Below are 17607 nucleotides of genomic sequence, written 5' to 3'. Positions count from 1 at the left end.
TACAAGTTAGCACTTGGCAATCCCTTTTCTGGCATTGGGGTGCCTGCTACATCATAATACGCGCTAACATGTTGAATTTACGTTTTATAAAAGTCATAGGGCATCGCGTCTTCACCAGCGGGAATTTTGCAATGCACGCGGATTTTTCTGTTTGGTTGTTAGAGATATACTAACAACATTGACAAGTGTTGGTACTAACGTCAGACATAAACGGATTTATTGTCTTATGATCTGATGAAAGCAGGAGGGCGGAATGTCGGTAACCAAACAGATGCAAATCCCCACGGTGGATTTTGCTGTGCGCGAACGCTTTGTGCTGGGTGAATGCCCGAACTGGGATGCTGACAATAACCGTTTATTATGGGCCGATATTGTTGATCAGAAAATCCATGCGCTGTCACTGGCCGATGGGGCACGGCAAAGCTGGAGCTTTGACAGTGAAGTGGGGTGTTTTGGCCTGACCGATAAGGGGCGATGGGTGGTGGCGCTGAAAAGTGACGTGATCCTGTTTGATCCGCAAACCGGTGCGCGCGAAAAGATTGCTTCGGTTGATGGCTGTAATCCGATGAGCCGCACCAATGACGGCAAAATTGGCCCGGACGGGGCGTTCTGGATCGGGACAATGGACCAGAATGCAGAAAAACAGCCTGTTGCAGGCTTGTACCGTGTTACCGGTGATGGCACCGTTGAGCACAAGGTGGGCGGGATTAAAATATCGAACGGGTTGGCATGGTCGCCCGATGGGCGGATAATGTATCATTCTGACTCGCGCGGGCCGTGGGTTAACCGGTGGCAATTTAACCCGCAAACCGGCGATATTTCGAAATGCACCCGTTTCCTGGACCTTGACGATACTTTGGGGCGCCCCGATGGTGCCGCCACCGATATTGAAGGATGTTATTGGAGTGCGGGGGTTTCAGCCGGGAATCTGAACCGTTTTGCCCCCGATGGCACTTTACTGATGTCAATTCCATTGCCGGTGCCAAGCCCGACCATGCCCTGTTTTGGCGGGCCGGACATGAAAACGATTTTCCTGACCAGTCTGACCGAAAATTATGATCAGCAAAAACGCGATGCTTATCCGCAGGCGGGCATGGTGTTGTCGTTACGCGTTGATGTGGCAGGTGTGCCGGTGAACAAGTTTCGCGAAGCATAATAATTATTTGCTCCCCGCAGCGGCGAATATCGTAGCCGCAACAACACCCAAACCGGACCAGAACGGCCAGCAGCCGGGCGACAAAGCGCCCTTGTTGCGGGCCGTTTTTAATTGGGCAGCGGCATAAGGGCAGGCGGGGCGGAATTGGCATGAGATTCAATGCAAAATTGATTGATGGTCGGGGTGTGTTGCGTTTCAAGGCCCCTGTCGGCAGGTTGTAAGCGATGTATCATCATACTATTTTACAAGATAATATGGGGGTTAGTCCTGTCATTGTGAGGATTAATGTTGTTAATATATTGATATATAATGGTAAATTTTGATTACTCGAACCCGGCGCAATTTTTTCGTCAAGATAATGATTGACATAAAGATATGATGAGTTGTTAAATTTGCCAACAAGAGCACAAAAACATTATCTGGGGATGGAAATGGATTTTTCCGAATTGAAATCGGCCATTGGTGCGGGGCTTTTGTCGTTTCCGGTGACAGCGTTTGATGCAGAACAGCGTCTCGACCTTGAGGGGTATCGCGCCCATGTGTCGTGGCTGGCGCAATATCGGGCTGCGGCCCTGTTTGCAGTGGGGGGAACGGGGGAGTTTTTTTCGCTCACACAGCGCGAAGTGGTCGAAACGGTGAAGGCGGCCAAAGATGTTGCCGGTAAAACGCCGATCATTGCCGGCTGTGGCTATGGCACCGCGATGGCAGTGGAGCTGGCCCGCGATTGCCAGGCGGCTGGTGCTGATGGATTACTGCTATTGCCGCAATATTTGATCGGGGCCGAGCAGGCCGGGCTGTTTGACCGGGTGAAAAAGGTGTGCCAGGCCGTCGATATTGGTGTGATTGTATATAATCGTGACAATTCGATCCTGAGCGCCGAAACCCTTGCGCGTTTGTGCGAAGAATGCCCAAATCTGGTTGGTTTTAAGGACGGGCATGGCAATGTTGAACTTGTAACCCGTGTTTGTACCCTGATGGGCGACCGGCTGAGTTATATTGGCGGGATGCCCACCGCCGAGGTCTATGCCAAGGCCTATAAAGCCGCAGGGGTTGCGACCTACTCATCAGCGATTTTCAACTTTTTGCCGACACAGGCACTGGCATTTTATGATGCGTTGTGCGCCGATGATGATGTGGCTATGCGCAAGATGTTGCGCGAATTTTTCTATCCTTATCTTGCCATTCGGGATCGCGGCAAGGGCTATGCCGTTTCCATCGTTAAGGCCGGTATGAAGGTTGTCGGCCGAGATGCAGGGCCGGTGCGGTCGCCGTTGACGGATTTGACGGCGGGTGAAGTTGCCATGCTGGCCGATGTCGTTGCATCGGCCTTTGGCAAGGATGTTGTTAATTATCAGCGATAGAAATTTGCCAGATGGCTGCTTGCGGTCCTCTGGCACCTGGCGGTGCCATAATAAAAATCCGGCACGTCATTTGTTTGGAAGACATAAAAACATCATCTTGTAATTACAAGTTACAAGTTGTACGCTTTTCTCACAACAAGAAGACCCTGAGCACGGGGAAGGTTAATCCGACGATGATCGTCACGGGAGGATTCCAGGAATGAACAACTTTCTTAAAACCACCACTTTAACTTTGGCGGCTGTTGCACTTGGTGCGACGCTTGCCGCTGGTTCGGCCTATGCCGGTGAATGGCGCGGATGGAACATTCACCCGCCGGGATACCCGGTAACCATCGGCATGGACAAGTTTGCCGAAATCATCAAGGAAAAGTCTGACGGTAAACTGACAGCAAAGGTTTATAACAATGGCGTTCTGGGCGACCAGCCCGACGCGATTCAGCAGGTGCGTCTTGGGGGCCTGGATTGGGCGGAATTTAACCTTGGCCCGCTTGGCGAAGTGGCACCAGAGGCCAATGTCGTTTCCTTGCCGTTTATTTTTAATAATATGGAGTCCATGCACAAGGTCATGGATGGTCCGGTGGGTGAAAAAATTTCGGCCGGTCTGGAAAAGGTCGGTTTGCAGCCGCTGGCATATTATGACTCGGGTGCGCGGTCATTTTACAATACCAAACACGCAATCGAGACCCCGGCCGATATGAAGGGGATGAAGTTCCGCGTTATGAGCAACGATTTGTATGTGCAGATGGTTGATGCCCTGGGCGGGAATGCAACGCCGATGCCTTATGGCGAAGTGTTTCAGTCGTTGAAACTCGGTGTTATCGACGGGGCGGAAAACAACTATCCGTCCTATGATTCCTCGGGGCACTATGAAGCGGCCAGGTATTATTCCGTTACCCAGCACCTGATCTTGCCAGAATGCCTGTGCATGAACAAAAAGCTTTATGACAGCCTGTCGGATGCCGACAAGAAAATTGTCAATGATGCGGCGGTTGAATCGGCAAAGGTTCAGCGCGTTGCCTGGGCGGAAGGGGCAGAAAAAGCCAGGAAGGAAGTTGAGGCTTCAGGTGTGAAGATCAATGAAATCAAGGACAAGTCTGCTTTTCAGGCGGCGATGAAGCCGATCTACGACAAGTTCATGAAAGAAAATCCTGACGTGGCACCGTTGGTCACGGCGATCCAGGAAGCTCAGAAATAAACGGGTTTATCTGATGCGGGCGGCGACAAAATCGCCGCCCCTTTTTGTCGATTTCCTGATTAATCCTCATTTCCAGATGGCGGCGCAATGCTGACGCAATGTACCCGGATGCTTGATCGCCTTGGGGCGGTTTTGTCAAAAATTTTCAATCTGATCGGCGGTATCGCACTGGTTTTGCTGATCCCCAGTTTTGCCTGGCTTGTCTATGGGCGCTATGTCCTGAACTCGACACCAACCTGGGTGGAGCAGGTTTCCCTTTTATTGATGGTTTTCATCACTTTTCCGGTTGCTGCCGCCGGGGTACGGGCAAATAACCATTTGGCCGTTACCTATATCCGCGATTCAATGCCGCCGCAGGTTTCGGCTGTTTTGGCGATTGTCAGTTATATCGGCATGGCGGTGTTTGGCTATTTCATGGCCGAAAGCGGCCTGATGCTGGCCCGTTTCAGCTGGACCAAAATCATTCCGATCATTCACATTTCGGATGGCTGGCGGTTCATCCCCATGATCATTTGCGGCATTGGCATGGTCTTCTTTTCGATTGTGCATATCCTGCGCATCCTGTGTGGCTGGCAGAAAATTTCCCAAAGTACGTTTTACAGTGACGACCTGCTTGACGAGGATGCGAATTAAATGGGCATGACACTTCTTTTAGGCCTGTTCGCGCTGGGCATTATTATTGGTATGCCGGTGGCCTTTGCCTTGGGGCTGGCGGCCTTGTCGGCGTTCTTTTACGAAGGATTGCCCCATTTTGTTGCCTTTCAGCGCCTTTCGTCGGGTGTGGGGACCTTTTCGCTGCTTGCCATTCCGTTTTTCATCTTTGCCGGTGAATTGATGTTGCATGGGGGGATTGCCAACCGTCTGGTGCAATTTGCCACGGCCCTTGTCGGCAGCCGACGTGGCGGGCTTGGCATTGTGAACGTGTTTTCATCCATGCTGTTTGGCGGCATTTCGGGGTCTGCCGTGGCCGATACATCGGCGCTGGGATCGATCCTTATTCCGATCATGAAAAAGGAAGGCTATCGGGCAGATTATGCGGTGAACGTCACCGTGACATCATCGATTGCCGGTATCATGATCCCGCCCAGCCATAATATGATTCTGTATGCCGTCGCGGCTGGCGGGGGCATTTCGATATCCAGGCTGTTTATGGCCGGGGTTGTGCCGGGTGTGCTGATGTGCGTGTTGCTGGGCTTTGCCGCCTGGATTGTGGCGGTGCGCCATGGTTATCCGTCTGTACCGTTTCCGGGCTGGAAAGTGGTCGGGCAAACCGCGATCCGGGCGTTACCGGGCTTTTTTACCGCCGTTATCATTGTCGGTGGCGTGTTAAGCGGTATTTTCACCGTGACGGAATCTGGTGCCATTGGCGTTGCCTATGCCCTGGTTGTAACCGCCATTGTATATCGGGAACTTACCTGGGATGGCTTTATAACCGCGGTTCGCCAGGCGTCAAAAACAACCGCCCTTGTGATGATTTTGGTCGGTTGTGCCGCAGCCTATGGCTACATGCTGGCTTTTTATCAGGTACCCGAGGCCCTGGCCGGTTTCATTACCAGCTTTACCAAAAACCCGACGATGATCCTGCTTTTGATTAACGTGATGTTGCTGGTGGCCGGGATGGTGATGGATATGGCGGCCCTGATCCTGATTTGCACACCGATCTTTTTGCCATTGGCGGTTCAGTTTGGTATGGACCCGGTTCAATTTGGCATGGTTTTGATGATGAATTTGGGCTTGGGTCTGTGTACGCCGCCGGTGGGGTCGTGCCTGTTTGTGGGCTGTGCCATTGGCGGGGTTAAAATCGAAAAAGCGGTTTTGACGATCTGGCCGTTTTATCTGGCAATTTTGCTGGCGTTGGCATTGACAACCTATGTCCCTGCCGTGTCACTGACATTGCCCAATCTGGTTTTCGGCAATTGATTTTTTGCTGATGTTTGACTGAAATTTTCGAACAGGGGATCGTTATGAAACGGCTTCTCATCACCGGTGCTGCCGGTAATTTAGGTAAAATTCTGCGCGAGGGCCTTAAGGGCTATGCCGATGTGCTGCGCCTGTCTGATATTGTCGATATGGGCGATGCCGGGTCAAATGAAGAAATCGTCAAATGTGATCTGTCAGACCGTGCTGCTGTGCATGAATTGGTCAGGGATTGCGATGGTATCGTGCATTTGGGTGGCATTTCAATTGAAGCCGCATTTGATGATTTGCTTCAGGCCAATTTCCTTGGCACCTACAATATTTACGAAGCGGCGCGCAAACAGGGCGTCAAACGCATTATGTTTGCCAGTTCCAACCATGCCATCGGCTTTCACAAACGCACTGAAATGCTTGATGACAAGGCTGAATTGCGACCCGATAGCCTGTATGGCGTAACCAAATGTTATGGCGAGGCCCTGGCAAGTTATTATTACGACAAGTTCGATGTTGAAACGGTGAGTGTGCGGATTGGTTCGTGCTTTCCAGAACCCAAAGACCGCAGAATGCTGTCCACCTGGTTGAGCCCGCGTGATTTTATTGCCCTGATCGAGGCGATCTTTAATGCGCCAATGACCGGCCATACCGTGATGTACGGTGTTTCGCCTAATAAAACCGTGTGGTGGAACAACGATCATGCGGCTTTTATTGGTTGGCAACCCCAGGATAGCTCGGAAGCATTCCGCGCGGATATTGAAGCCCAATTTCCAAAAGAAGACCGCCATGATGCTGCGGTGATTTATCAGGGGGGCGGTTTTGCGGCCCGCGGCCATTTCGAGGATTGATCGTTTTCGGGTTTCGGACCCGGCCAGGTTGCCGACCATGTGCAACATAAAAACATAAAAGCCTGCCTTCATTAAAGGCGGGCATTTATGCTGTTTGTGCCCAAAATCGCCAACAACAGCGATGATTTTATTCGGGTTTTGTCTCTGTCACCAGACGGAAACCAAGATGTGCAGGCGGCGCACCAACAGCGCAACCGCCCCGTGCCGGGTCCCTGACAAGATAGGGAATAACCGCAATATGTTCTCCGGCCACAACATAAGCGGGGCATCGGTTGTTATTTGCGGGTGCGGTGTTGCCCGCATAACAATCGTTGGTCCATTCCCATACACTGCCATCAAGGTCGGCAATGCCTTCGTCGGAAGTTGAAAAACTGCCCTGATCGCGTAACGCGCGCGGCGTTAACCCGTCGGTAAGATAGGCCGAAGCCCACCTTAAGTCGGGGTTGGTAAAAATCGGATCGTGCTTTTTGGGCAGGGCATCGCGTGCCATAAATTCCCATTCCGGTTTTGTTGGCAGGCGAAAAAAGTGCCCGGACTTGGCATTCACCCAGTCAAGATATTGTGCAATATCAAGGCGGTTCAAACCGGTTGCAGGCACTTTTGCCGGATCGTGCCCGGCAAAGGCGCGCAGGCCTTCACTACAGGCACCGTCGTTATGGCATATATTCCACTCGGCGACGGTTATTTCGTATTTTTGAACATAAATTTTATGCCCGTCGGGCAAGGTTACCGGGCGTTCAGCCATTTGTGGAACATATCGTAAATCGATGCTGTGTTCTTTACATGCAGCCCCAACCAACGTGAATACCGCCAGCAACCCGGCAATGCCGATGCGTTTTGCAAGGAAACCAGGTTTGCTGGCGGCGGTTTTCATGTGTGATACCGTGCTTTGTGGTTCAGGCCGTAATCGGGCGTGGTGCGGCAACCTGTTCCATCAAATTATTGTCCCATTCACCTTCGACAACAAAATGGGCGGTGGCTCCCAAAAGGGCCGCTTCGATCAGGTTGTGGTTTACATAGGCGTAGACGCCCGGTTGCTTGAAGGTATACATGGCCGCACCGGCGCTGCCGCCACGGATGAACCAGGTTTCAAGCCCGGTTTGCGGCGCGTCGCCAAAAGAACCGGTTTCCCAGACATAATCACCATGACCGCCAATCATGTGGGGCCGTGTATCGCGGTTTGCCTGATTGTGAATGATCAAAACCGTCTCACCGACCTTGGCCCGCAACGCATGGTCGCCGGTTAATGCGCCGACGGCACCATTGAAGACAGAGTGGGTCGGAACAAGGGTGCGCATCGCATCGATGCTGTCGGCATAATCATCGCCTGCGACCCGATAGGTTTTATAATCGCCATTTTCGTCGCGCGGCAGATAATAATCCTGTTCGCCGATATAGGCGATGCTGTCATAGACAAGCGCCTTGCCATCGCGGTCCTTTAAGCCGTCACGCGGTAAAATCATGACGGCACCATTCATGCCATGTGTCACATGATAGGGGATCATGGCGCCGCCGGGCGCACAATGATAGGTGAAAACACCCGGTTTTATGGCCTTAAAGCGCAGGATTGTTTCTTCACCAGGATAAACATGGGTCAGCCCGCCGCCGCCAAGGGCACCTGTTGACGCATGAAAGTCAATGTTATGTTCCATTGCGTTTGTTGCAGGGTTGCGCAAGGTCAGTTCGATATAGTCTCCCTCATGGGCAATGATCATGGGGCCGGGGACCGACCCGTTATAGGTCAGTGCCCAGATGCTGGCTCCGGTATCTTCATCGACGGTCATCAGTTTTTCATCAATCGTCATGGTGACGTCGATGATTTTCGGACCCCCGGTTGCCACCTGGTCATGTTTGGGGGCGAAGGGCGGTGCAACCAGCTCCTGTTTGACGCGGGTATAGCCGGTCAGATCGGCGGGTTTGGCCTTGGCCTGGCTATCGGCTTCTGCTTTGGCCAGATGAACCGGTACATTGCGCGGCGTTACCAGTTTCGGGCGGGCGGCAAACGGCTGGGCGTGTGCGCCAGTGCTCATCGCTGCTGCGGCGGCCCCGGCCAGAAAACCACCCCGCAGGATGTTGCGACGATTGATTTTCATGTCTTCGGGGTTAAACAGTTTACGCATGGATGCCTCCAATAGTTCGATGTGGCAGTGCTGTTTGACAGCCTTGCCGGAATGGTCGGAACTTAAAGTTTCGAGAGCTGGGCTTCGAAACGCGCCTTGGCCCTGGGCGGGATACGGCCAGCCAGGAAGTCAGCCGGTGCGGTTGTTGCGCCACCGACAACAACTGTCATCACCATACCCATCGCGTAATGGGGCTTGCATTCGATCGCATAAAGGCCTTCAGTATCAAAGGTAACGGCAATTTCCTTGCCCAGGCGCCCTGTGAACGGTTCGGCGCTATCGGGGGTCATGCCTTTGATGCTTTGGGCATTGTGGCCTTTGTCGGTGGGGACAAATTTAACGATGTCTCCAGGTGCAACCCGCAGAAAATCGGGTTCAAACACCATTGTCTGATCTCCGCTTTTGTTGAGCATTTGCACTTCAAAGGTTTCAGCCATTGCGGTGCCACCCATAAGAGCGGCAAATAGAAGTGCCGTTGTGATTGTCCGGAACATTTTCGTACCCTTTCCTCGTTCTTTTTTGGTTTGATCGGGTGAAAATACGCGGTAATGAGATACAGACTTTGCGCTAGAACAACCTTCGTTGCGAATTTTGAAGCGACAGATACAACATGGTATGGTGGCTGTTGTGCACAGCAAGGGAGAGGTCATGGAAGCGCATCTTGAACACACGTCATTGGCCCGGCTTGATGAAAGCCTGCTGACGCATATTCCGCCGTTTTCGTTGCTTCACCACGATCAGATCCGCGAGATTATTGATCAGGCGACGGTGCGCCGTTATGTTGAAGGGACTGCCGTTTTTCGCGAAGGGGACCCGGCCTACCGGTTTTTTATGGTGCTGGATGGCTATATTCGGGTATTGCGCGTAACCCCGGGCGGCGAACAGGTTATTTCGCTACATATTCCCAGTGGTCAGTTGTTTGGCTTTGCAAAGGCGATTGGGCGCGATACCTATCCGGCCACGGCGATGACGGCATCCGAGGCGATTATCCTGAGTTGGCCGATGCAGGTTTGGGACTATTTTGTCACCAGTTATCCGGGATTTTCATCCGAGACATATAAAATCGTTGGAGAACGGATGGGGGAACTGAACATGCGCGTTGTTGAAATGGCAACGCAGCAGGTTGAACAACGCGTGGCCAATACGCTGTTGCGGCTGGTTAACCAAACAGGACGCAAGGTTGAGGGCGGCATTGAAGTTGATTTTTCCATCACCCGGCAGGATTTATCGGAAATGACGGCAACGACATTGCATACAATCAGCCGCCTGTTAAGCGCATGGGAAAAACAGGGGCTGGTGAAAAGCCGCCGCAAACATATTGTCGTTAGCAACCCGCAGCGCCTGGTTGTTTTGGGTCAGGATCATGGATAGATTCTGACCCTTCGTGATCGGTCATATTAAAGGAAAAGTGCTTTATTGCCGCCGTGCAGATAAAATCAGAAAATAGGCGGTGCCGATCAGGGCAGCGATGAGGCCGGTTGGTAATTGTTGCGGATAAAGCATGTTGCGCGCCAGCCATTCCGCCACCATCATCACATTGGCCCCGATCAGGATGGCGCCGAGAAGATGTGCACCGGCCCGTCTGAAACCGGCAATGCGGGCCAGATGTGGCGCCATTAAACCAACAAAACTGAGCGGCCCGACCAAAAGGGTTGAGACCGCAGCGAGAATGGCGGCCCCGGTCATCATTGCCAGGCGAAATACCGACATACCCAGCCCCAACGATACCGCCTGTTCGGCCCCCATTGACGCAAGTTCAAGCGGTCGTCGTGCCAGCAGGGTCATCACGGTCAGGGCAGCGGTTATCATGGCAACAGGGATCACTTCGTCCATTCGGGTGAAATATGTGGTTCCGGCCAGCCATGAAATCAGCATGGTTGCCTGTGTCCCGCTATGCGTCAGGGCGATACGCACGACAGCGCCAAGAATGGCCGTGATCGCCAAACCGTTTAACAACAGATAATGCGGCGCGTGATTGAAATTACGGCAAAGCCCCAGCAACACCATCAATGCGACAATACCGCCGACAGCGCCAATCAGCATCAATTCGGTACGGCCTTCAAAACTGAAATAAACCATGGCCACGATCATGGCCAGCGCCGTTGCCGAACTGACACCGGTAATTTCCGGGCTGGCCATGGGATTATGCCCGACCCGCTGGATCAACGTGCCCGATACAGCAAGGGCCGCCCCGCAAACGACAGCGGCAAGGGTGCGTTGGGCGCGGTCGCCAATGGTGCTGGTAAAGGCAAATAAATCCGAAATCGCGGTAAAAACAACATGCCCCTGCCCATCAAGCGATACCAGCAGCGACAATGCCAGCCCCAGCACCAGCCCGGTAAACAGAATGGTCATTAACAGATTTTTCGGGGCCAGATGATAGTTTGCCGGGTGATCCTGGCTGTTGGCATTGCCATCGGGCATGATCCGCGCTTTGCGCAAAATAACAATAACAAAGGGTGCGCCGATCAGGGCGGTGGCCGCTCCGGTTGGAAAAATATCGCCACCAGTGCCTGCAAACTGGCGCATGACATAATCAATAACAACCAGCCCGCAGCCGCCCACCACAAGCGACATGGCCAATAGCGATCTGGATCGGGTAAAGCCGACAAACCGCAACGTCGCGGGAACGGCAAGGCCAATAAAGCCGATCATGCCAACGGCCGATATAATGCTGGCGGTGATAAAAACGGCGACGGTCAGAATGATCAGTCGCAGCCATTTAACCGGGGCGCCCAGCGAATTGGCTGTATCGTCGCCCAATGCCAAAATATCAAGCGGGCGCACCAGTGCAAAAATGGCGATAATGCCCAGCACCAGCCGGGGGGCGAGATAATAGCCGCTGTCCCAGCCATTTTGGGCAAGGTCGCCCGCGCCCCACATAAAAATGGAATCCAGATATTGCTGGTTGAACAGCATGAAAATTTGGGTTGCCGAATGTAGCAGCAAATTAACAATCATGCCCGCCAGGATCAGCCACAGGGTGGCGTTGCTGCGCCCCGATGCAATCAGATAAACAATGCCCAGTGCAATCATGCCACCGGCAAGGGTGAAAACATCCTGAAACGGGGCAAGGCTGGCCGGGGCCATCACCAGAAAAACGGTTAAGGTCAGTTCAACCCCGGCCCCAACGCCCAGCGTTGTTGGCGAGGCCAGCGGGTTGCGAAATATGGTTTGGATCGCACCCCCGGCAACAGCCAGCCCGGCACCGCACATAAAGGCCATAACGGTGCGGGGCAGGGTACTGAAATGAAAAAATATCTGGTCGAACCGGGTTTCGTCGGGCGCAAACAGGGCCTGCCACCCATTGCCATCCTGCAAGAAAGGGGCAAGATCGGCAAAGATAGTGGTAATGGCCAATAAGCCAAACAGGACCGGAACAAGGATTGTGGCGCGGGCCGGGCGCATCATCATTTATAGGGGCCATTTTCAATTTGGGTTGCCAGCAGATCGGCAAAACGCATGGCCGAATATAGCCCGCCATATGTCCAGACTGCCGGTAGCTGATAGACTTGGTTGTTGCGGGCAAAACCCTGCATTTTCCAAAGCGGCGACGATACAATGCGCTGGCGCACGGGGGCTGGTGTTGGTTCAATAAAGGCGACGGTATCGTTGGCAAAAGGTGCCAGCAGTTCCAGCCCGCCACGGGCAAAGCCCCAGCCGGTTGTGTCGCCGTTATACGCTGTTGGAATATTCATGGCAGACAAGACGGTATTGGGCAGGGATGGCGGCCCAAAGACATTGATCTGGGCGTCGGAATTAATCCGAATAACGGCAATGCGTTGCTCGGGGCCAAGAACGGCCCGGATACGGTCGCCGTCATGTGCCAGTGTGTCGTCAAGCTGTTGCAATATTTCCCCGGCACGGTGTTCGCGCCCGGTAATGGCGGCAATTTCGCGGGTGGTTTTGCGAATGCTTTCAAGGGCTGGCTGGTTGTTGTTATAGGTCGAAATCACCATGGTGGGCGCAATGTCGGATAAGGCATCATAGGCCATGGCCAGTTCCTTGCTGATCAGGATCAGGTCGGGCCTGGCCTTGCGCAGGGCTTCCATATTCGGGGATTGGCGTTGGCCTATATCGACAAAACGGGCGGGCAGGTCGGGTTTTACCACCCATTTGCGGTAATCTTGCGGGTCGGCAATGGCAACCGGGTTTAAGCCCAGGGCAATAACAGTTTCGGTCAACGACCAGTTGGTCACCGCGATGCGGGTCGGGGGCGTATCGAAGGTAACGCTGCCCATTTCATGACGATAGGTTTTGCGCTCGGCGTGGGCGGGTATTGTATGGAATGCCATAGCGCAAAGGGCGATGACAGCAAGCAGAAATGGACGGCGCATTGTGGCCCCTTACGCGATGTAACTGATGGAAATGTTGGACCGCGGCAGGGTGATGACACCGATGTCGGCGTCATAGATTTTCTGCAAGGTATCGGCGTGCATGAAATGGCGGGCATCGCCCTGCCAGCAGGTTGTGCCGTTGCGCAGTGCCAGAATATGGTCGGCGAAACGCCCCACCATGTCGATATCATGCAAAACGGCAATCACGGTCAGTCCGATGGTGTTTTTAAGGTCTGAAATCAGGTGCAAAATGTCGCGCTGATGGCCGACATCAAGCGCGCTTGTCGGTTCGTCAAGCAGCAAGGTCGGGGCATCTTGTGCCAGCAGCATGGCCAACCATACCCGTTGACGTTCGCCGCCAGACAGGCTTGAAACCAGCCGGTCGGCGAAGTTCTCGACATGGGTCAGGGCCATTGCGTGATCAATTTTTTCAAAATCAGTTGCGCGATAGCGGCCAAATGCGCCGCGCCACGGATAACGGCCGAACCCGACCAGTTCCCGAACGCTCAGATGCGGCGGCACTGTCGGGCTTTGCGGCAAATAGGCAACCTTGCGGGCAAAATCGCGAATGGAATGTTCGCCTAGTGCAACCTTGCCCATATGAATTTGTCCGTCAAACTGGCGGTATTTACGGGCAAGAATTTTAAGAAGTGTACTTTTGCCCGATCCGTTATGCCCGACAATGGCCGAAAACGCGCGTGTTGGAAACGACACGGAAATGTCGGATAGCAGGGTTTTGGCTGTTTTGCCTTCGGTGCGAAAGCCAACATCCTTCAGATCAAACATCGCATATAAAACTCGGTTGGCGCATGGCGGCATTACGGGAAACCGGCACATGGACGCTGTCAGCTGTGATTGTGAGAATGCTTATCAATAACGCGCCGTAAATGCAACCGAGTTGCGATTGCAGATAAAATTTGCTGGTAAGGGCGACGTCTAATCTGTTTTATGGTTTTTATATTTTAGGTGCCGCGCGCAATGACGGGCGAGATGTTGCTGTTTGTGCAAAAGTCCGGTTGCGCATATGGATAAGGTTCAGCAAGAAATGAACCATCGGGATGATCAGGGAAACGTCATGACACAGATAAACATGCCACTGCCAGAGCTTCGTTGCCAGTTGGGCGAAGGGCCTTTTTGGGATCAGGGCAGGGCCACATTGTATTGGGTGGATATTATCGGCAAGCGCGCTTTTGGGTGGCACCCTGCCAGCAATGACTTGAAAACCTGGCCGTTTGATAAACTGGTTTCGGCGATTGTTCCGCGCCAAAAGGGCGGGTTTCTGGTTGCGTTGCACGATGAACTGGCATTTTTTGATCCGGTTGACGAAAAACTGACACCGTTTGTTGCACCCGATCACGACAATCGCCAGAACCGGTCAAACGAGGCCCGGGTGGACCCGATGGGGCGGTTTTGGCATGGCACAATGCAAAACAATATCGGTCAGAATGGCGAAGATGTTGCCATAACCGAACATAGCGGCACGTTAAACCGGGTTGATGCCGATGGCACCGTGACACGGTTTGCGGCGGATATTGGCATTTCCAATACCTTGTTATGGTCTGCCGATGGTACCAAAATGTTTTTTGGCGACACGCTGGCCAACCGCATGGATGTTTATGATTTTGACATGGCAACCGGGCACGCCAGCAACCCGCAGCTGTTTTGTTCGGTTGAGGGCCGTGGCGGCATGGATGGCTCGGCGATGGATTGTGAAGGCTATATCTGGAATGCACGTTATGGCGGGTCCTGTGTGATCCGGTTTGATCCAAAAGGTGATATTGACCGCATCATTGATCTGCCTGTTACCAATCCGACCAGCTGTGTTTTTGGCGGACCGGATATGACCACCTTGTTCATCACATCGGCATCGGCGGGAACATCGGGCGAAAAACCGCACGAAGGGGCGCTATTGTCGATTGAAACCGGCATCGTTGGGGCACCTTGTCATGCCTTTGCCGGTTAGGTTGAATATGACCTGGCGCTAAATGTGCGTTGCCAAACAGGCTGGCGGGGTGCTGGCCGTTTGATCATGTCAGTTTTGTAATGTTTTAGAAAAGAAGCAACTTTGCCGTTTTTGGTCTTGGTTTTCTTGTCTTTTGCGATCAACATTAGGCGCGGGTCTAAAAGAACGAGCAAGTCTGAGGAAAAAAATGAAGATCTCACCTTTCCAATGGGACAAGGTGCGCGTTGTTATGGCGTTGGTTGCGGTTTCGTTGATTGCAGCGTGCGATGTTTCAATGCCACGAACCGACACAATTGCAGGGACGGTTTCGTATCGCGAACGCATTGCGATGACGCCGTCCAATATCCTGACGGTAAAGTTGCTTGATGTTTCTCGGGCGGACGTGCCCGCCCGCGTGATTGCGGCAAAGTCTTTGCCGGCGACCAACCCGCCGATGGCCTTTGAACTGCCTTATCAAACGTCCAGGATCGACCCTGGGCGTCGTTATGCGGTGGAAACGGTTATTTCCGATGGCGCTGGTAAAAATCTGTTTCGCAATGAAACATCCTACCCTGTTCTGACGGTCGGAAACCCCGATGCCGTTAACATTAATGTTGTGATGTTGCGTCAGCCACCCGGCATCGAAAAGTCGCATGAGGCGAAAAAGTCGGCCACCGATAAACTGATTGCATCAATTGATAAAAGCCTGTCAAAATACCGTCGAATTGCCGGAAAATATTCAAAAGACGAAGGCAATGGCAGCTTTGAAGCCTTTGTCGCCGACGATGGAACGCCGGTTTTGATCCGTCAAAATCGCGATCTGGGTGATTACGGATCATCTGATATTTCGTTTTACTTTCGCAATGGGGCGTTGCTGCGGTTTGATGAACGGGCGAGACGGGCCAGTTTTGGCAGCACGGATGCAAAGACGTCTGCTGCCAGTGCGGGGGGGATTGAGTATCGGTTGCTGCTTGATTTTGCCAAGGGCAAATATCAAACTGGCGAGAAAAGCATAGATCACCAGCTCAGCGCGCCTGATAAAACCGAAATCAGCAATGCACAAACCCAGGCCAAGCTGGTGCAAACACGGTTAAAAACCGAACTTGCGGCAACGGAAATGTCCGAGCCCGTCGGGCGGCAGACATTTGTCTGCGATAATCAATCCCGGTTTTATGCCACGTTTGATCAGGAAAAAGACCAGGTTCGGATTGAATTTTTAGGCCGCGAGCCGATCTATCTGCCCCATAAACGGGCCGCATCGGGCTTTCTTTATGCCAATGACGCCTATGAAATACGAGGTAAAGGGCAAAATGCCATATGGTCGTCCTTGGCCGATGGCAATAAAACCGGTTGCACTGTCTCGGCGCAAATTGCCGGGCTGGCATTGGCACCGGGTGATTTTCCGATGGTGACGGTATCGTCGCTGATGCAAACGGGTAATTCGGAATGGACCCGTTATTTTGACGACATGATGCCCGCGATCAAGGCGTGCCTGGGTCGTTCAGTGGGCGATTTGCCATCTGTTTTAAAAGCATGGCCGATGAATCACGGTACGGTTGGGGTTCGGACCATCAATATTAATGGGGGCCGGTATGATTGCCTGGCACCGTCAAATGGTCTGGGTGACATCCATGTTGAAGCCGTGGAAGGCCCAACCAACGTTCTGCCCGGCGAGCGCGATGTCTTGTTTACCCCCGCATCGGGCGCGTATCCCGCCGATGATTGCTACCAGCACAAAAGGCTGGAAAAAGACGGCGTATTTATTGGCTGGCTGTCGCGCGATGCCTGCGAAAGCTGAGTATTGAGTGGTCTTCTTTTTGCATGGTGTGGGTTTGACGATTGCCAATCCCAAGGCCTATGCTGCCATAGGTGCGGTTTATTCGGCACATATGAGCATGCCGGCGCAAGCCGGGTTGGGCGTTGCGGTAAAGGTGATGGTTTTGATAACTGTCATCGTGATCGCAAATACCACCTGGCTCGCATTCGGGGTGACGTTCTTCGCTGTTTTATCTAATCCGGTGCCTGGCAGAGCAATCAATATTGTCTTTGCCGTTCTTTTGTTCTGCTCTGCTCTGTCGGAATGTCTCTGATGGACAATTTCTTCAAGCACGCAACATTCTGTGCTGTCGAGGTTTTTCGTGGTTAGAGCATGTTTCCTTTAATAAGACCCATTTTGTTTAATTTTGACGTGTCGTTTGGCAAGGCACGGCGCGCTGCGCGATGCGGCGCATCGGGCAAGCGGTGTAACGCCGCCAAACGCCGTCAAAATTAAACCCTGCGGGCCAGCGCATTTTGCTGCTCGGCGACGTCGAAATCCTTGTCCGTAACCCCGTTACGCCCTGCGGACTTCTCCTTGCTGAGCAGCAAAATGCGTTGGCAAAACGGGTCTTATTAAAGGAAATATGCTCTAGTTTTGCTTTTTCGAAAGCCCTGAATTTCGGCATGGCTGAAACGTCTTTTACAGAGATCATTTCTTTGGAAAGGGCATTCGGGTGTTTACAAAACGCGAACAATCGATTGATGCGCTGCGTGCTTTTGCGCTGTTTGGCATTCTGGTGGTAAATCTTCCATTTCTTGCGATTACGGATGGATTTGCAGGTGTCCAGTGGCAGGTTGGGGGGCGGCATGGCCCGATATTATTGCCGCAGCGATTATTCAGGACGGGTTCGAAAGTAAATTTATTCTTATATTTTCTGCCTTGTTTGGCTTTGGCGCATGGCAGCAGTTTCAGCGATAT

Annotated in this window: 17 protein-coding genes; 9 read left to right on the top strand and 8 right to left on the bottom strand. The window is 52.8% G+C overall.

Annotated elements, in window-relative coordinates:
* Positions 1 to 253: 253 nt before the first annotated feature.
* From AAC086_RS04235 to AAC086_RS04210, 6 genes are all read left to right on the top strand, one after another.
* Entirely contained in the window at positions 254 to 1156 is a 903-nt protein-coding gene (locus AAC086_RS04235) for an SMP-30/gluconolactonase/LRE family protein (RefSeq protein WP_339775695.1), read from the top strand.
* 431 nt (positions 1157 to 1587) lie between these two features.
* Complete coding sequence (gene kdgD, locus AAC086_RS04230) at positions 1588 to 2517, top strand: 5-dehydro-4-deoxyglucarate dehydratase (RefSeq protein WP_339775694.1); 930 nt, start codon at positions 1588 to 1590, stop codon at positions 2515 to 2517.
* Between the two features lie 199 nt (positions 2518 to 2716).
* Positions 2717 to 3712: a TRAP transporter substrate-binding protein gene (locus AAC086_RS04225; RefSeq protein WP_339775692.1), complete on the top strand. Its 996-nt coding sequence runs from the start codon at positions 2717 to 2719 to the stop codon at positions 3710 to 3712.
* Positions 3713 to 3799: 87 nt separating this feature from the next.
* Positions 3800 to 4345: a TRAP transporter small permease gene (locus tag AAC086_RS04220; RefSeq protein ID WP_339775690.1), complete on the top strand. Its 546-nt coding sequence runs from the start codon at positions 3800 to 3802 to the stop codon at positions 4343 to 4345.
* Positions 4346 to 5632 carry a TRAP transporter large permease gene (locus AAC086_RS04215; protein ID WP_339775689.1) on the top strand — a complete coding sequence of 429 codons (1287 nt, stop codon included), beginning with the start codon at positions 4346 to 4348 and terminating at the stop codon, positions 5630 to 5632. It abuts the gene before it with no gap.
* 44 nt (positions 5633 to 5676) lie between these two features.
* The gene (locus tag AAC086_RS04210; RefSeq protein WP_339775687.1) at positions 5677 to 6471 is read left to right on the top strand and encodes an NAD(P)-dependent oxidoreductase; all 795 of its coding nucleotides are present in this window, start codon (positions 5677 to 5679) and stop codon (positions 6469 to 6471) included.
* A 127-nt stretch (positions 6472 to 6598) separates the two neighbouring features.
* Here the strand turns inward: AAC086_RS04210 and AAC086_RS04205 are convergent, their stop codons facing one another.
* The 3 genes from AAC086_RS04205 to AAC086_RS04195 all read right to left on the bottom strand — a co-directional run bounded on the left by AAC086_RS04205 (position 6599) and on the right by AAC086_RS04195 (position 9085).
* Positions 6599 to 7345, bottom strand: coding sequence for an SUMF1/EgtB/PvdO family nonheme iron enzyme (locus AAC086_RS04205; protein ID WP_339775685.1), 747 nt, complete (start codon positions 7343 to 7345; stop codon positions 6599 to 6601).
* Positions 7346 to 7367: 22 nt separating this feature from the next.
* On the bottom strand, positions 7368 to 8591 hold the full coding sequence (gene nirK, locus AAC086_RS04200) for a copper-containing nitrite reductase (RefSeq protein WP_339775682.1): 1224 nt from the start codon (positions 8589 to 8591) through the stop codon (positions 7368 to 7370).
* A gap of 62 nt (positions 8592 to 8653) precedes the next feature.
* Complete coding sequence (locus AAC086_RS04195; RefSeq protein ID WP_339775681.1) at positions 8654 to 9085, bottom strand: pseudoazurin; 432 nt, start codon at positions 9083 to 9085, stop codon at positions 8654 to 8656.
* Between the two features lie 154 nt (positions 9086 to 9239).
* Here AAC086_RS04195 and AAC086_RS04190 point away from each other — a divergent pair, with 154 nt between their 5' ends.
* Entirely contained in the window at positions 9240 to 9962 is a 723-nt protein-coding gene (locus tag AAC086_RS04190; protein ID WP_339775679.1) for a Crp/Fnr family transcriptional regulator, read from the top strand.
* Between the two features lie 42 nt (positions 9963 to 10004).
* Here the strand turns inward: AAC086_RS04190 and fhuB are convergent, their stop codons facing one another.
* From fhuB to AAC086_RS04175, 3 genes are read right to left on the bottom strand one after another with little or no spacing between them, the layout of a single operon-like run.
* The gene (fhuB, locus tag AAC086_RS04185; protein WP_339775676.1) at positions 10005 to 12005 is read right to left on the bottom strand and encodes a Fe(3+)-hydroxamate ABC transporter permease FhuB; all 2001 of its coding nucleotides are present in this window, start codon (positions 12003 to 12005) and stop codon (positions 10005 to 10007) included.
* The gene (locus tag AAC086_RS04180; RefSeq protein WP_339775674.1) at positions 12002 to 12928 is read right to left on the bottom strand and encodes an iron-siderophore ABC transporter substrate-binding protein; all 927 of its coding nucleotides are present in this window, start codon (positions 12926 to 12928) and stop codon (positions 12002 to 12004) included. Before AAC086_RS04180 ends, fhuB begins: the two co-directional genes overlap by 4 nt.
* A 9-nt stretch (positions 12929 to 12937) precedes the next feature.
* Entirely contained in the window at positions 12938 to 13714 is a 777-nt protein-coding gene (locus AAC086_RS04175) for an ABC transporter ATP-binding protein (RefSeq protein ID WP_339775671.1), read from the bottom strand.
* Positions 13715 to 14003: 289 nt separating this feature from the next.
* On the opposite strand from AAC086_RS04175, the gene AAC086_RS04170 reads away from it, so the two are divergent.
* A complete protein-coding gene (locus AAC086_RS04170) occupies positions 14004 to 14891 on the top strand; it encodes an SMP-30/gluconolactonase/LRE family protein (RefSeq protein ID WP_339775669.1) in 888 nt (295 codons plus the stop codon).
* Positions 14892 to 15078: 187 nt separating this feature from the next.
* Positions 15079 to 16668 (top strand): YbaY family lipoprotein, encoded by a 1590-nt coding sequence (locus AAC086_RS04165; RefSeq protein WP_339775666.1) that lies wholly within the window; start codon positions 15079 to 15081, stop codon positions 16666 to 16668.
* A 78-nt stretch (positions 16669 to 16746) separates the two neighbouring features.
* On the opposite strand, the gene AAC086_RS04160 is transcribed toward AAC086_RS04165, so the two are convergent.
* Together AAC086_RS04160 and AAC086_RS04155 are read right to left on the bottom strand one after the other, a co-directional pair.
* Positions 16747 to 16980 (bottom strand): hypothetical protein, encoded by a 234-nt coding sequence (locus AAC086_RS04160; protein WP_339775664.1) that lies wholly within the window; start codon positions 16978 to 16980, stop codon positions 16747 to 16749.
* A 67-nt stretch (positions 16981 to 17047) separates the two neighbouring features.
* Positions 17048 to 17497: a hypothetical protein gene (locus AAC086_RS04155; protein ID WP_339775661.1), complete on the bottom strand. Its 450-nt coding sequence runs from the start codon at positions 17495 to 17497 to the stop codon at positions 17048 to 17050.
* Positions 17498 to 17607 lie beyond the last annotated feature (110 nt).

This window comes from uncultured Thalassospira sp. (assembly GCF_963976115.1).
GTDB lineage: Bacteria > Pseudomonadota > Alphaproteobacteria > Rhodospirillales > Thalassospiraceae > Thalassospira.
Note: the sequence above shows the minus strand (reverse complement) of the source record. Positions and strands in the feature narration are given on the sequence as shown.